Consider the following 15,375-nt stretch of genomic DNA (forward strand, 5'->3'; position numbering starts at 1 on the left):
AGTAACACGGAAAAATTAATATAAAAATTGGGTAAACCTCCCCATCTAAAAACGGGGGCTTTTACCCTACCGGGAACAGGCACTGATTGACGAATATAGATATGTAGGATTGGCTTTGATCCCAAGCACCAACAAACATGGAATACTTGTACTATCTGGCAAATGCCAGTCTAACCCTGAGGGTCGTTCAACACCTCCACGCTAGACCCCAGACACCAGTTTCGTTCGTCACCGTAATTCATCAAATTGATGGCTGGGTGGTTAGGATCAAACTCAAAGGTCAAGTCTCGCCCCAAGAAGATGGCGACTTTCGGGCTTTTCTAAATGAATTAGGAATTAGCTATGAGCCGCCAATGAGGGTGCAAATGGCACTTTGGAGTTTGGAAGCTGGACAGTGCCCTGTGGATGTGATGCGTCGTTATCAGGTAGCGATCGTTTCTCACGGTAGCCCAGAAAGAGACGAAATTGAAGCGTTCCGGCAGCAGTTTGTCCGGGGCTTAGGTTACTGTCCAGAAACTTTAGCGTAAGCCTATTTGGTTCTAACGCTACTACAAAATTATTGGTCATTGGTAATTAAGATATTTTATCGATTACCAATTAACCATTATCAATTGAAAAGTCAAAAGCTGCCAGAATGTATTCTTGCAGCTTAAACTTATATCCGGGTACTGATGAAGTAGCTAAAGCTTCCTGATTTGCTGTAACCCCAGTCAGATTTTTTGATATCCTTTGACAGTAGACAATAGCAACATCAAATCGACAAGAATAATCTGCCTTCTCAGGATACTGGGCTAAGAATATTTCAGCTGTACGACAGATTTTTGCTTGCTTTTGTGGAGTGATTGCGCTTCTTCCCCCGGCATCCCAACTACCTGAACTACGGGTTTTGACTTCAACAAATGCCAATATTGAGTGCTGAGTGCTGAGTTCTCCTACTGCTCCTCTGCTCCCCTGCTTCCCTGCTGCCTCTGCTTTTCTATCATATTCAGCGATGATATCAATTTCTCCCCAGCGACAAGAAAAGCGACGATGAAGAATTATCCAACCTGTAGCTTGCAACCATTGGGCTACTAGGTCTTCTCCTAATGAACCAATATCTGGATAATGAGATGGAGGAAGGTTAGCCATTGACTAAAAATATGATGAATTCTGTGAATTCTAGGTTAAGCGATGCCTGCGGCGGTCTACGCCTACGCACAACGGGTTCTACACTCGACTTATCCCGAACAAAGTTGAGGTTGAAGTATAAAACAGACCATCACATTTGGGCAAGCATACTCAGCTTATTTCTGTGGGGAATAATTGCCATCAGCGCAACGGTCGGTTTTGCTCCAACAGCTTTGGCACTCGAATATAACAAAGAAATTTTGGTCGAGGCTGATTTTTCAGGACGTGATTTAACAGACTCTAGCTTTACTAAAGCTAATCTTCGCCAGAGCAACTTCAGTCACGCTAATTTGAACGGCGTCAGTTTTTTTGCAGCAAATTTGGAGTCTGCAAATTTGGAGGGTTCTGATTTGAGAAATGCGACTTTAGACTCGGCTCGTTTAGTCAGAGCAAATTTGACAAATGCACTATTGGAGGGTGCTTTTGCTGCTAACGCCAGATTTGATGGTGCAGTCATTGACGGGGCAGATTTTACCGATACGCTGCTGCGTCCCGATGAGCAAAAAAAATTGTGCAAACTTGCCAAGGGAACTAATCCGATTACAGGACGAGATACGCGTGACACGTTGTTTTGTCCTTAGTATTTTCTACCTGGGAATTGGGAATTGGGCATTGGGCATTGCTTATTCCCCATTCCCCACTTATAAAATATTGAGCAACTACCAACCACTTGCACCAATCTTTTGACATACAATTTTCATACCTTTGCCTGGTGAAGAACTTGCTACAAAAGGGATTTCTCCTTTTTCTTTATCCTCTTCAAGTAGCTGTCCTTCTGGCCCGTAAATCGCAATGCGATTGCGAAACAGCCGCGATTCTTTGCACGATGCATCAAAGGTAGTCTCGAAGATGCCATCTCCATAGATCCCGTAAAGCTTGTATATCGTGCCCTTAATCGTTTTTGTGTCCAGAGCTACGCTGTTTCCCAATTTATCATGCCCTACAGTGATATATCTTTCTGCATCTTGAGCGATGGCTACGCCAACACCTCCGGTGAACGCACTGCCATTACTCAATAAAATAGCGATCGCACCTACTATGCCGCCTAACTTAAAATACATACAGTTTCAAAATATCAGATTTCATATATTTCTACCCGCGATCAAAGCGGTTCTGGCAGGGTAAAAGCACTGAAATCAAGACAGAACAAGCTGTTATACTAGTTAGTAACACCTTATGGGAAGCCTCAAGCACTAAATAAATAGCTGCAATACTTTTCAAAGTATGAGTGAAACACTTGGTGATATTGCCATACTGCCTCAGTTTCCCGATCGCACTCAACTACCAGAGTCTGATGGTGCGTTTGTGTTCGCAAAGCTGGCAAGCCGAAAAACTTAGTAATCACAGGCAAAAGCTTACTACAGGCTTCAACTAGTTTCACCGTAGTAGGCAAATCAGCGATGTCTACGACGGGCTACGCCTACGCACCTGATAACAAGTCAAGATTGTATCTGATTTTGTAAGTTACTTGCAAAATTTTCAAAGTTATGAATTAAAATTGTTTACATACGTGCGATAGCTAAAAAAGCGAATTATGAATACTTTTATTGTCAAAGTAAGCGCTTTTTGGGATTCTGAGGTTGATGTGTGGGTAGCTAGCAGTGATAATCTACCTGGGTTGGTTACAGAAGCTTCTACTATTGAGATGTTAACAGCAAAACTCAAAGCTATGATTCCAGAACTTATTGAATTAAATAAAGTTGAATCTGGCAACAAAGATTACATTGATTTATACTTAACAACGCATCGTCATGAATCAATCAAAGTGGCTGGCTAATGAGTGTTTCCTTTACTCCTGAAGTTAAAAAGCTTTTAACAGAAGCCGGATGTTATTTTAAAAGGCAAGGGAAAGGAGATCATGAAATTTGGTATAGCCCAATTACAGATAATAACTTTGTAGTTGATAGTAAAATAAAATCACGTCATACTGCAAATGGAGTATTGAAACAAGCTGGTTTAGATAAGCATTTTTGAGTTTATTAAGAGAGCGATCGGAAATATTGCTGCTCCCACCCAAACATAAGCTGTACTATGGTAGTCCCACATGGGTTTAGCATCTGATATCTGACCAAACCAGATAGATACGCGAAGGTGAAACAAAAGCAGGTAGTGCTAGCACTAATGACCTAGCATTCAAACCCTGTATTAATAACATATTCGATTTCTACACCTGAATGTTCTCTTGGAAAATAATCACACTTATTCTTTGCTTGAGTTTAAAAAGTATTTTCACGTATTACCACGGTTGTTTTATATGTAAGAATAATATGTCATTAAACTAAACTTATCCGATTTTAATGATGACAGTATCAAAATTTGAGCAATTAAAAAATTTAGTCAGTGAAGATTATAAAAATACATATTTATATGTTGATGAAAGTTTTAGATTCATTGAAACTATTTAAAAAAAATAGCTGAGTATTTAGGGTGCAAACTTAATAACATATCTATCCTTAGTTGTGAAAACAATTTAATTCCTATTAATTGTCATTTTCGACATGCAATTAGTATAAAAAAAAGAAGGTTTTTTCGGATTTCAATTACTAATTAAGTTAAAAGATGGAGGTTTTAGTATTAACAACTGTGGGCGAAGCTTTGCTGATAACAATTTACTGCCTCCATCAGGAATAGTTCTTTATATATCCATTAAGAAAATAGATGCTAATGTATATAGTGTAGTTACTCCACATTTGGAAGAAGAAGAAATAGGAAGTAAAATATTCACTATAAATACTTGTGAAAATATTTCATATTCGGAATTTCTTGAATCATGCTTTAATGTTATGGAAAAAATTCTTGAAGGCGGTTTAAATGAAAGAAGTAGAAGATTGTCACTAGAGTCTAATTCCGTAAATAAAGTAGCATTTGGATTTCAGTTACCCTTAAGCGAGTAATAATGCTGTGCAGTCGCGGTTGCCACAATCTTTAAAAACTTCAAGTTTTTTCTTCGGTCAATAAGAAACAAAATGTAATAGTCTCTTACTGGCTATTTATATTCTACGAACCACTCACACTGATCGCACCGCCATTTTAGTGCATCTTTTTTAGGCAGATAAGATGAAATTTTAGGGACTTGCAAATATTTACCATCCATTTCGCCATAGGAAGTATGCCGCAAACTAGGAGCAAAACGTACCTGCATTGTCTCCGGGTTAATAGTAATCAGATTAAGGTCAAATAGTGTATGTATATCTGCCCGTAGGAGCAATCCATTTGAAGGGTGATTATTTTCCGTTTCATTGTAAGGAATGATGTGAGCAGCTTCCAAGGCTTCTTGTGCATCATATCCAGTAATGGCACAGCGATAATTGTAGGCTTCAAGCAAACTTTGACGAAACTGAGGTTGTCCTTGCCGTCGAGCAATAGATATAGTAATTCGCTCTCTAGCTTGCTTTATACTTTTTGGATTGAAAAACCCGTCAGCCTCAATAACCGCAGTAAGCTCCTTTATCTCTGCTAATTGATTGTGGTTAATCTTTTCTGAAATCCCCTGACTGTTTTCTTTATTCGTGTCTTCAATACGGTTATTTAAAATCGGTGGGTTAGCAGCAGACTTGTTTGTAGTTTCTACTTCTGTGGGGCTATCATTAACAGTTTCAGTGATTTCCTGAATATCCTCAATAATGGCATCTTTATTAGTAGCATTGAAAGACTGAATCAGGTTCAGTGCCTCCTGATAATATTCTAAAAATCCGCCGTGCTGATAAAGATCAGCAGCTTTCTCTAAATCCTCAATTGCTCCTAGTTTATCACCTACTTGATAGCGGGCAAGACCGCGATATTCGTATACGTCAGGATATTTATCAGCAATCTTAATCGCATGGTTATAATCTTCAATAGCTCTTTGATAATTTCTCAATTCATTGTAAGCATTGCCTCGGTTAATGTAGTCAACAGCATTGTTATAACCATGTTTATAAAAAGAAATTTCTTTACTGTAATCCTCAATCGCTCCCTCATAATCTCCCAGATTATAGCGAGCATTTCCGCGATTATTGTAGGTTGAGCAGTATCTAATCCGACTAGGATCTTTTTGAATTGCTGTGTTGTAATCCTTGATGGCTCCTTGATAATCTCCTAAATTAGCGCGTGCATAGCCAAGGTCACTGTATAACTCAGCCCAATTGTAAGAACCACAAAAATTACTAGGTGTTAGCTGAATTGCCTGTTCGTAATCCTTAATAGCCCCCTCATAATCTCCCAATTCACTACGGGCTTGACCCCGTTGATAGTAAGCATAGGGATAGTCAGGGTCAAGCTGAATTGATCTATCAGCATCTTCAAATGCTCCTTGGTAATTGCTCTGCTGGTAGTGCAATTCTGCTCGTAAATAATATGCAGAAGCATAGTTTGGATCTAGCTCAATCGCCTTGTTGTAATCCTCTATTGCTCCTTTGTAATCTCTCAAGTTTCTGCGTTCCTGACCTCGCATACAATAAGCACTATCATTATTTGGATTTATGCAAATTGCTTGAGTATAATCCTCTATTGCTCCTTGGTAGTCCGTTAGTAAATTACGAACGCTAGCTCGTTCTTTATAAGCATTAGCATCATTTCTATTTACCCGAATTTCTCTAGTCCAATATGTAAAATCGCATTGTAATCTATTTTCATGACTCAAATCTTTTGGCAAAGCTTGATTATAATCTTCCATATTTCTTTAAAAATAAAGTTTTAAGATATTATTTAAAATGGCTTTTTTAACAAAATGCAAATCTGTTGTTTGAACTTAAAAATTACATCCACATGACTAACTGGCGATGTTGTATGAGACGACCTATCTATAGGATTCCCAAAATCTAAGCAACTCTTAACAATCATGCTATAGTCATAGTCAAAAAGCTTAAACAAAGACTGATCGCAACATTGAACAGCAACTAGCTAAAAAATAGTGATGGGCTACGCCCCGCCGGAGGCGATCGCATCCAGCAAGTATGCAGGGTTGACCCCTTAATCAATCAGGGTATTCAATCCCCGTTTCTTAACTAGGTGCAACAGCTTAAGAGCAGTGCCACTGGGACGCTTCTGACCGATTTCCCACTTTTGAACCGTTGATAGACTTGTATTTAAAATCGCAGCAAATACTGCCTGACTTACATGAGATGATTCGCGTATTTGCTTAATTTGTTCAGGTTCTAGCGGTTCAATCACAGACAAGCACAGACTGTCGAATTCACGCAATGTAGTTTGATCCATCAGTCCAGCCTTGTGCAGCCCTGTAGCCGTTTCGTGAACTGCTTCAAGAATCGCTGATTTCTTCTTCGCCATTGCAAATTACCTCCATCAATTCATCTTCCAGCTTGGCCTTTTCTAGATCCTCTAGCGTGTAAGATAACAGCACTGATGCCAGCTTTTTTAATGCTTTTTCTTCTTTTTTGTTAATGTTACTGCGCTCGTTTTTCGAGAAGCCGAAAACAAAAAACCAGCAATCTCCCTTGTTGGTTGCGACCAATGTACGAAAGTCACCACGCTTACCTTGTCCAGAGTGGGCAATCCGCTTTTTGAACAGCCCGCCTCCTAGATCGGCTTCGTAAAGTCCTGCTGTCATTTCGTTTACAGCCGCGCAGAGGCTGAGGTCGTTTAAACCCTCTTTGCGTGCCCAACGGTCAAACCATCGGGTTTTGTAAATTATCATGCTATGGTCATTATCTTCGCTTATTATATAGCACCAAGTGCTATGCTTGGCAATACACTATAAAACTCAAAAAGCTTGAACAAAGACCGATCGCAACATTGAGCAGGAACTAGTTAAAAAAGAGCGATGGGCTACGCCCCGCCGGAGGCGATCGCACTCCACTAAATACAATGAGGAACTACTGTTGTACCTCAAAATTTATCTCACACTCCTAACCCACTCAGTAATTCCCTGAGCGATCGCTTTTGCCATTTTCTTCTGTTCTTCTGGGTTCACTACCTGCTCAAATTCATCGGGATTACTCATAAAACCCAATTCCAACAACACTGATGGTGCAGCTGTCGGACGTGTCAGCGCCAAATTATCCCAAAATACACCATAAGAAGGTTTGCCGAGTTTTTTAACAACATAGGTCTGTAAAAACATTGCCAAGTTATGGGCTTGGGGTTGATACCAAAAAGCAGCGAATCCCTTGGTTTTTTCAGCATCACCATCATCGGGTAGGGAGTTGTGGTGTATAGAAATAGCGATCGCAGGTTCTTCTTGACTGATAATTGCCTGACGTTCTACTAGCGAAACTTCCTTGTCGTCCTCCCGTGTCATTACTACCGTTGCTCCTTCCTTCACCAACTCATCGCGCAGCAACTTAGATACCACCAAATTCACATCTTTTTCTAAATATCCAGTTGGGCCACTGGCACCAGATTCTTTACCGCCATGCCCTGGATCTAGTACAATCTTGAAATTAGCTAAAAGCTTGCGTCTTGTGTTCCCGATTTTAGGCGGATGACGCAAAGCCAAAACCAGGGTTGTACCGTCGTATCTCAGCTTATATCCCCACTGTTGAGCTTTTTTGAGGTTAAAGGTGTATTTTACTTGTCCTGGGGCTTCCTGTTGCCAGTCTAGGCGATAAATTAGGGGGTCATCATCCAGGCGAATTATGTCCGTTTGGGCAGTGGTATTGTAGAGAGTGAGAGCGAAAGCACCCTTACTTTGTTGCACGCTCACAGGTACGGGAACTTGTAAAGGGAAAACTATTTCTGTCGCACTAGGGAGTTGACGGTATCCGACACTGCGAATTATTGTTTGTGGCGGAACTGCACCAGGTAGAATGCGGGTTTCTTTACTATTAATCCAAGCGCCGTAATCTAGGCGCAACCATTCACCTTCCCTACCTGTAACTGTTGCGCGTGTGCCTTTGGGCAGTGGTGTGAGTCGGGAATAATCGGTGCTAGGGCCAGTACGAGCAACGCCTGACTCTACTGTAACCTCAAAAACTGGCAATTGCGCTCTTGAGAGGATTTCAATCTTACCAGATCCTGGTTGAGTTATCGTCTTGCCGTCAAGTGTCAGTTGAAATTGAGGTTTTCCCAGATCGGCGGCTGTTGCCACCGTAGTGCAACCTTGATAGTTGCCTAGGCTAGACTGGGCATGAGGCTGATTTTGACCTGTCAAAGCTGCCAAATTACTTGGTAGTTGTGCTTGTTGAGGTTGGGGTAAAAGGGCAATAGTTTGATTAGCCAGGGTTACAGAGACATTAGCGTTAGGGGGTGCGATCCCTTCGGGGAGCTTCGCTAACGCGCCAAAACAAATTACTTCTCCCGGTAATCTGGCAATGTCAACTGCGGGAGTCAGGGAATCTTTCGCAAAAGCTACCCCCTGTGGTAGTTCAGGGCTAGCGTTAAGCCCGATCACCTTAATTTTAAGTTCTTGATTGTGGTAACGCACAGTAAAAAGATTCTCCCCCAACTGCAAGGGGAAACTAGGGGAAAAATGACCAGCTTTGCTGCGGGTAATTGGCTTACTATTGATCAAAACCTGACCATCTGGTGGTGCAGTGCCCAGAAAAAAGATTTTTTGGGCACTTGTCTGGTAGTTTGTCTGGGGAAAAACGACTATAAGAGATGGCTCTGCCAATGCTACCGAGGAGGTGAGAATACAGCCTAATATTACTAATCCTAAGAGGTTTTTCACAGCAAATCACAGAAGATGACACCACAACAACTGTGGCACAATGACGGGATGTATTTTTAGAAGTTGTTAGAAATTCAAACTACTATGACTAAGTTTATCTTTGTTACTGGAGGCGTAGTTTCCAGTATTGGTAAGGGCATTGTAGCAGCAAGTCTAGGGCGTTTGCTCAAGTCGCGCGAATATTCGGTGTCGATTCTCAAACTCGACCCTTATATCAATATCGATCCTGGCACGATGAGTCCCTTTCAGCATGGGGAAGTATTCGTTACCCAAGATGGTGCGGAGACAGATTTAGACTTGGGGCATTACGAACGCTTTACCGATACCTCGATGTCGCGTTTGAACTGCGTTACTACTGGCTCGATTTACCAGGCAGTCATCAATAAAGAACGGCGCGGAGATTACAATGGCGGTACTGTACAGGTAATTCCTCATATTACCAATGAAATTAAAGACCGGATTCTGCGAGTTGCTAAAAGTACAAATCCTTCTGTAGTAATTACAGAAATCGGCGGGACGGTGGGAGATATTGAATCGCTGCCGTTTTTGGAAGCAATTCGCCAGTTCCGTAAAGAGGTGGGGCGGCAGAATGTGCTGTATATGCACGTAACTTTGGTGCCGTGGATTGCCTCTGCGGGTGAAATGAAAACTAAGCCGACACAGCATTCAGTTAAAGAACTCAGATCCATTGGCATTCAACCAGATATTTTAGTTTGTCGGAGCGATCGCCCTTTACCCAAGGGATTAAAGCAGAAATTGTCGGGATTTTGCGATGTGCCGGAAGAATGCGTTATCACTTCTCAAGATGCCAAAAGTATCTATGAAGTACCGCTAAATCTAGAACGGGAAGGAATGGCAGAACAAGTGCTGAACTTGCTGCAAATGGAACAACGTAAACCAGATTTGACGCAGTGGCAAACCCTGGTACAACGCTTGCATAGTCCTAAACACGAGGTAGAAATTGCCATTGTTGGTAAATATGTGCAGTTAAGTGATGCCTACCTATCTGTAGTGGAAGCGCTGAACCATGCTGCAATCTCCACTTATGGCAAACTGCGTCTGCGTTGGGTGAATTCAGAAGAATTGGAAACTGAACCAGCCGAAAATTATCTTAAAGGTGTCGATGGCATAGTTGTACCAGGAGGTTTCGGGGTTCGAGGAGTCGATGGCAAAATTGCCGCCATTAAATACGCCCGCGATCGCCAAATTCCCTTCTTGGGTTTATGCCTGGGTATGCAATGTTCTGTGATTGAATGGGCCAGAAACGTAGGGGGATTAACAGGTGCTAATAGTGCTGAATTTGACCCTTACACAACTAATCCGGTAATTAATTTATTGCCAGAACAGCAGGAAGTTGTGGATTTAGGGGGTACAATGCGCTTAGGATTATATCCTTGTCGTGTTCTCCCTGATACTTTAGCTTTTAAGCTCTATCAAGAAGATGTAATTTATGAACGACATCGACATCGCTATGAGTTCAACAATGCTTACCGCGATTTGTTGTTAAAGTCTGGCTATGTAATTAGTGGTACTTCTCCTGATGGACGTTTAGTTGAAATTGTGGAATTAACCAAGCACCCATTCTTTCTTGCTTGCCAATTTCATCCAGAATTTCAATCACGCCCCAGTACACCTCATCCTTTATTTAAAGGATTCATTCAAACAGCGATCGCTCTTTCCCTTTCGACATCTAGCACACCAACACCATTGGAGGTGTCATAACAATTCAAAATTCAAAATTCAAAATTCAAAATTAATTGCAACATTAACTTAAGACTTCAGTAGATTTGGATATCCAGGGTGCATCATTCGTAAATTTCGGACTTGAGGAGATGTTGTGGCGTACTGGGTGAAAATCCTTTACGAGAGGAAAGAATATGTAGTAAATTTTGAACGTGTCCATGCTTTTTGTTATGAACTGAATGGCAGAGTTACTTTTTGGCTACCCGATAGTGCCATTCCCATAATAATTAACCCACAAAATAACCTGGAAGATTATCAAAAAATTCTCGATTATTTAGAATGTGTGACAGGATTAGAATTAGAGCGTGCCCACTGGGTGAAAATAATTTACGAAAAAAATGAATATGTCATTAATCTCAACTGCATCAGTTCCTTTTGTCACGAACCGAACGGCAGGATAACTTTTTGGTTGCCAGATGGCACTATTCCTATTATCATCAACCCTGTGAGTAATCCTGAATCTTATGAAAAAGTTGTGAAATACGTTCAAAAAGCAACAGGATATTCTTTGTCTTGAAATTTCTGTATAGCAGAACAAGGTAAAATTAACAATTCAAAATTCACGCATTCAAATATTTTAAAACTTCTGCCTCCTGCCTCATCCCAACTACAAATATTTACGCGATTCTACTTATCACTTACTGCCATTCATCAAAAATTTGTTTTATCCGCTCAATTGCCGTGTCTGCTGCTTCTTCTGGAGATATTCTATTGACAACTATTCCATTGAGAGCTTTACCCCAAACATTCTCTTCTAAAACTAGGCTGTAAGCAGGGTTTTGGACAATATAAAATGGACGAGTATCTTTAGTTAATGTTTGAGTTGCAGTGGAAAGATGAGGATCTGCTGGATTTGTCCAAAAAGGATCTTTCCAAACAGGCTTCATTACTGGTAGATACCGACCTCCGGTAGCTTTGAGATAGTTTCCTATAATCTCAGGTTTAATTAAATATGCGAGAAAGTCTTTGGCTACCTTTTGGTTTTTAGACTCGGCAAACAAAACTATTTCATTAATCGAGACTAAGAAGCGCATCGGTTTACCATTAGGTTTGTTCGGAAATTCTAGGATACCAAGCTTGTGACGATAGGTGTCAGAATCTTGGCGGACAGCAGCAGAAATCGAGAGCGAACTGTTAGGCGTCATAACCACGCCACGATTGAGTAAGCTGCGATTATTGTCTGGATTTAACCAGTTTACTGCGTCTGGTGGTACGTAGCCTTGCTGGAAAAATTTCGCATACCACTCTAAGCTTTTAACAATACCTTGATACACCTTGGGATCGTTGAGCAGAAGTTGACCCTTGGAGTCTAAAATTTGGACATTGTATGCCTCTAAAATCTGCTCAAATAAGTAGTAGGTATCCGTAGAACCAGTGGAGAAAGGAAAGCCTAACCCGTAAATATTCTGTTTTTGCTGTGCGCGCAAATCATCCTGCACTTGTTTCCAAAACTCCCAGAAAGCATCCCAGTCTTTAGGGATATCGCTTTGAGTTCGACCTACTTTCTCTAGTAAGTCTCGCCAGTAAAAGATGTGAATTGTTAATTGATTAATTGGGACTGCATAGTAACTCGGTTTTTTATCAACGTTGTTATATAAACGAACTGCTTCCAACACACCTTCAGAATAAATACTTTTGACTGGCTCAATTACATCAGAGACATCTGCCAATTTACCTTCCCAGGCAAGACGTGGATACAGCTCCCTCTCAGCACTGCTATTTATGACGAGATCGGGTGAATTACCTGCCTGAAGTGCCCTTTGAGTCTTTTGTGGCAACTCATCGTTAGTATAGAAAGTAAGTTTAATTTTGTTGCCGCTTTGTTGTTCCCAGTTACTAATTATCTTCTGAAGCGCTTCATCCTCTTCCAAGGTATAACCTTTATCTGACCAAATCTTCAGGACTTTACTGTTAATAGGAGATTCGGTGACTGAAGATTGGCTAGATTTTAAGATGTTAATGCAGGCAAGAATTATCAAGCTGAATATTAATGCCGCGAGTACGTAGCGATGGCTAGCTCTTATTAGCATTACGGTAAAAGTTTGCTTGACTCTTTGCTGATACTTCAAGCCTTTAGTCATTGGACTGGCTTTGGTTCTGAATAACATACTCATTTTATGATTTTTGTCAGAAAAACATCTTTACTGCATCTTCTGACATTACATAGCGCTTATTCAAGCTTAAATAGTTGCTTTTCACTCACTTTTCAACATCAGTTAGAATTGCTAAGTAAGTGGGCAAGAATAAATTAAACTATGTTACGTAATGTAAAATTAATTAAATTACCTCGTAGTTAGAGCTTAATTTTTCTTCTAATTTGTAAAGACAGATGTCTCTAGCTGGGGTTGTTTGAACCATAATTTAAAATCTTGAATAGTTTTGCCATGCCAACTTTGCTGCACCTACTATCCCAGCAAAATTGCCTAACTCCGCTGGCAATATCTGTAAACCCTCTCGCGATAAAGGCTGCACTCGCTTCTCAATTTCTGCCTTCACACTTGGTAAGAAAAACTCAAAGCTACCACTGATACCGCCACCAATCACGATCGCTTGTGGTGTGAGTACATAAATCAAACTCGTCAAACCAATTCCCAAATTAGCACCATATTCTTGCCAAAAAGTCAATGCTGCGGCATCTCCTTGTTGGGCAAGAAAACCCAATTCGATGGGTTCCTTGAGAGTGCGGCGGCGAATTGCAGTAGCACAGGCATATTGTTCCAAAGAGCCTCGATTGCCACTATTACAAATTGGCCCATCAGGATTTAATGAAATTAAACCCAATTCCCCGGCGGCTCCTTGATGTCCAATAAATAGTTTGCCATCAAGGATAATTGCGCCACCAACCCCAGTACCTAAAGTTAGCAGAATCAGATTTTGAAAGTGGCGACCGGCTCCCAGCCAAGCTTCTCCCAAAAGAGCGCAATTAGCATCATTAGCGATCGCAGTTGGTTTGCCAGTTTTAGCTTCTAACCAGTCTGCTAAAGGCACATCGATCCATCCAGGTAAGTTAATAGCGATTTTGGCAATGCGTCCGGCGGCATCGGATGGGCCAGGAGTACCAACACCAATCGCAACAGCTTGATTACCTGGATCGATTTGAGCGATCGCATCTACCAGAACCGCCAACACCGCTTCCGGCGTTGTTGGTTGAGGAGATACCACAGTCAAAGATTGCAGACAAGTACCATCATCTGCAAAACGCCCCAGCTTAATTGCTGTTCCCCCAACATCAATGCCAACTACTTGAATTTTGTCATTTGTCATTTGTCATTTGTCATTTGTCATTTGTAATTGGGTATGAGGCATTAGGCATTGGTAATTGGTGAACAGTTATCACCCATTCCCTATTCCCTATCATCGAGTTCAAAATCAACAATTCGTCAGGGTTTTAGGATTTGGCACGAAAATATTCTAAATTTTCTGTCCTATTGGGTGCGACTCGTAAATTAGCAACAGTCATAGTACGAACACTAGATTGCTCTTGCCAAGCTGTAATTGGCGCACCTCTTAAGATACCAGCAAGAGCAACGGAAAGGATAAAGCCGCCAGTAGCGGCAGCAATTAACGTTAGATTATCTTTCATACAAATCTCTGTATTGTTTATTTGTCATTTGTCATTTGTCTAAAATTAATGACCATTGTACAGACGCGATTAATCGCGTCTCTACTGACCAATGACTATTGTCGGATTCTATTTTCTCTCCGTAATCGGGGATTGACAAATTCATTTAACCCCTCACCAAGTAGTGATAACCCTACCACCATAAATGTCATCGTTAAACCAGGGAAAAGTGTAGTCCACCAAATACCAGTAGGTAGAGCTTCTAGGGCTTGTTTTAAATCGTGTCCCCATTCTGCCACTTCTTCGGGAAGTCCTAACCCCAAAAAGCCCAAACCGCCCAACACCAAAATCGCATCAGCGGCGTTGAGCGTGAATAGGACGGGTACGCTTTGAATGACGTTGAAAAACAAATAACGAGAAAGCACAACCCAAGTGGAAGCGCCCATTGCTTGAGCAGCTTCGATGAACACTTCGGTTTTCACGCTAACGGTGTGGTTACGAACAACGCGGTAATATTGGGGGATGTAAGCAATGCTAATAGCGATCGCTGCATTCAATATCCCACGCCCCACCACAAAGGCCAGTGTCACAGACAGCAGTAGTCCCGGTAAGGTGTAGATACTATCCATAATAAATAGCAGCACTTTATCCAATTTACCGCCGAGATAACCACTCAGCATCCCCAAAGGCACACCGATAATCATACTCAGCGCCGTTGCCAAAATCACCACCTGCAAAGCAGCTTGAGCGCCGAACAATGTCCGGGAGAACACATCATAGCCCAGACGGCTAGTACCAAACCAATGTTTAGCTGAGGGTGGCTCGTGAATTGGATTAGAGAGAAAATCTTTGGGGTTTTGCAGCCATCCCCAAGCCTGCAATACGGGAGCGAAAAATGCCAGGAAGATGAAAAATAGGGTAATGGCTAACCCGATGAGCATGAGTTTTTGGGAAAGATTGAGACTTTTGCCAAACTGTAAAAATGTCGGTAGTCGCCGTTTTGTAATGGCCATAAAGCGATCGCCTGGAGCAAAGCTTGATACGCTGACCATTTTACATATTTAGATAGGGGATTGCGTAAACATCTTTAAATAAAAGTCCGACTACTTCACGTGGATACAGATATAGACTGAGTTAGAGGTGAAATTATGCCTGATTTTTGCCAAAGCTTTTAACTACGATTCAGAGTCCTACAATATTCGCGATAATCTTTATCAACGAATCAGTCCTCTTGATGATGCAGCCTTTAATTTTTTTGACACACTTTCAGTATTTTAACTGTGGTCTTGGCTGT

16 protein-coding genes and 1 pseudogene are annotated in these 15,375 nt (G+C 41.3%); 6 read left to right on the top strand and 11 right to left on the bottom strand.

All coding sequences use genetic code 11. The annotated features are described in order from the left end of the window. Window positions 1-137 precede the first annotated feature (137 nt). Window positions 138-527 (top strand): hypothetical protein, encoded by a 390-nt coding sequence (locus tag RMZ42_RS05310; RefSeq protein ID WP_012412259.1) that lies wholly within the window; start codon window positions 138-140, stop codon window positions 525-527. A gap of 70 nt (window positions 528-597) precedes the next feature. Here the strand turns inward: RMZ42_RS05310 and RMZ42_RS05315 are convergent, their stop codons facing one another. Continuing rightward, on the bottom strand, window positions 598-1,128 hold the full coding sequence (locus tag RMZ42_RS05315) for a YraN family protein (RefSeq protein WP_322670415.1): 531 nt from the start codon (window positions 1,126-1,128) through the stop codon (window positions 598-600). 23 nt (window positions 1,129-1,151) lie between these two features. Here RMZ42_RS05315 and RMZ42_RS05320 point away from each other — a divergent pair, with 23 nt between their 5' ends. After that, window positions 1,152-1,748, top strand: a complete 597-nt coding sequence (locus RMZ42_RS05320; protein ID WP_416211791.1) for a pentapeptide repeat-containing protein — start codon at window positions 1,152-1,154, stop codon at window positions 1,746-1,748. Window positions 1,749-1,826: 78 nt separating this feature from the next. Here the strand turns inward: RMZ42_RS05320 and RMZ42_RS05325 are convergent, their stop codons facing one another. Next, window positions 1,827-2,228: a hypothetical protein gene (locus tag RMZ42_RS05325; protein ID WP_322670416.1), complete on the bottom strand. Its 402-nt coding sequence runs from the start codon at window positions 2,226-2,228 to the stop codon at window positions 1,827-1,829. 473 nt (window positions 2,229-2,701) lie between these two features. Here RMZ42_RS05325 and RMZ42_RS05330 point away from each other — a divergent pair, with 473 nt between their 5' ends. Together RMZ42_RS05330 and RMZ42_RS05335 are read left to right on the top strand one after the other, a co-directional pair. Next, window positions 2,702-2,944, top strand: a complete 243-nt coding sequence (locus tag RMZ42_RS05330) for a DUF1902 domain-containing protein (RefSeq protein ID WP_322670417.1) — start codon at window positions 2,702-2,704, stop codon at window positions 2,942-2,944. Next, on the top strand, window positions 2,944-3,141 hold the full coding sequence (locus RMZ42_RS05335) for a type II toxin-antitoxin system HicA family toxin (RefSeq protein ID WP_229456128.1): 198 nt from the start codon (window positions 2,944-2,946) through the stop codon (window positions 3,139-3,141). Before RMZ42_RS05330 ends, RMZ42_RS05335 begins: the two co-directional genes overlap by 1 nt. Window positions 3,142-3,144: 3 nt before the next feature. On the opposite strand, the pseudogene RMZ42_RS05340 reads toward RMZ42_RS05335, so the two are convergent. From RMZ42_RS05340 to RMZ42_RS05360, 5 genes and pseudogenes are all read right to left on the bottom strand, one after another. Beyond that, a pseudogene (locus RMZ42_RS05340) lies at window positions 3,145-3,292 on the bottom strand (PucC family protein); the annotation flags it as partial. 861 nt (window positions 3,293-4,153) lie between these two features. Further along, window positions 4,154-5,821, bottom strand: coding sequence for a tetratricopeptide repeat protein (locus RMZ42_RS05345; protein WP_322670418.1), 1,668 nt, complete (start codon window positions 5,819-5,821; stop codon window positions 4,154-4,156). A 296-nt stretch (window positions 5,822-6,117) separates the two neighbouring features. Beyond that, on the bottom strand, window positions 6,118-6,435 hold the full coding sequence (locus tag RMZ42_RS05350) for a DNA-binding transcriptional regulator (protein ID WP_322670419.1): 318 nt from the start codon (window positions 6,433-6,435) through the stop codon (window positions 6,118-6,120). Further along, window positions 6,407-6,802, bottom strand: coding sequence for a type II toxin-antitoxin system RelE/ParE family toxin (locus tag RMZ42_RS05355; RefSeq protein ID WP_322670420.1), 396 nt, complete (start codon window positions 6,800-6,802; stop codon window positions 6,407-6,409). Before RMZ42_RS05355 ends, RMZ42_RS05350 begins: the two co-directional genes overlap by 29 nt. A gap of 198 nt (window positions 6,803-7,000) precedes the next feature. Beyond that, the gene (locus RMZ42_RS05360; RefSeq protein WP_322670421.1) at window positions 7,001-8,776 is read right to left on the bottom strand and encodes an N-acetylmuramoyl-L-alanine amidase; all 1,776 of its coding nucleotides are present in this window, start codon (window positions 8,774-8,776) and stop codon (window positions 7,001-7,003) included. A gap of 84 nt (window positions 8,777-8,860) precedes the next feature. On the opposite strand from RMZ42_RS05360, the gene RMZ42_RS05365 reads away from it, so the two are divergent. After that, window positions 8,861-10,498 carry a CTP synthase gene (locus RMZ42_RS05365; protein ID WP_322670422.1) on the top strand — a complete coding sequence of 546 codons (1,638 nt, stop codon included), beginning with the start codon at window positions 8,861-8,863 and terminating at the stop codon, window positions 10,496-10,498. Window positions 10,499-10,613: 115 nt separating this feature from the next. Next, window positions 10,614-11,036, top strand: a complete 423-nt coding sequence (locus RMZ42_RS05370) for a hypothetical protein (RefSeq protein WP_322670423.1) — start codon at window positions 10,614-10,616, stop codon at window positions 11,034-11,036. Window positions 11,037-11,157: 121 nt separating this feature from the next. Here the strand turns inward: RMZ42_RS05370 and RMZ42_RS05375 are convergent, their stop codons facing one another. The 4 genes from RMZ42_RS05375 to RMZ42_RS05390 all read right to left on the bottom strand — a co-directional run bounded on the left by RMZ42_RS05375 (window position 11,158) and on the right by RMZ42_RS05390 (window position 15,094). Then, complete coding sequence (locus tag RMZ42_RS05375) at window positions 11,158-12,633, bottom strand: ABC transporter substrate-binding protein (protein ID WP_322670424.1); 1,476 nt, start codon at window positions 12,631-12,633, stop codon at window positions 11,158-11,160. A gap of 247 nt (window positions 12,634-12,880) precedes the next feature. Further along, window positions 12,881-13,783, bottom strand: coding sequence for an ROK family protein (locus tag RMZ42_RS05380; RefSeq protein WP_322670425.1), 903 nt, complete (start codon window positions 13,781-13,783; stop codon window positions 12,881-12,883). A gap of 124 nt (window positions 13,784-13,907) precedes the next feature. Next, window positions 13,908-14,102, bottom strand: coding sequence for a hypothetical protein (locus RMZ42_RS05385; RefSeq protein WP_322670426.1), 195 nt, complete (start codon window positions 14,100-14,102; stop codon window positions 13,908-13,910). Window positions 14,103-14,197: 95 nt separating this feature from the next. Further along, window positions 14,198-15,094 carry an ABC transporter permease gene (locus tag RMZ42_RS05390; protein ID WP_292726601.1) on the bottom strand — a complete coding sequence of 299 codons (897 nt, stop codon included), beginning with the start codon at window positions 15,092-15,094 and terminating at the stop codon, window positions 14,198-14,200. Window positions 15,095-15,375: the final 281 nt, after the last annotated feature.

The organism is Nostoc sp. DedQUE05, assembly GCF_034530955.1.
GTDB lineage: Bacteria > Cyanobacteriota > Cyanobacteriia > Cyanobacteriales > Nostocaceae > Nostoc.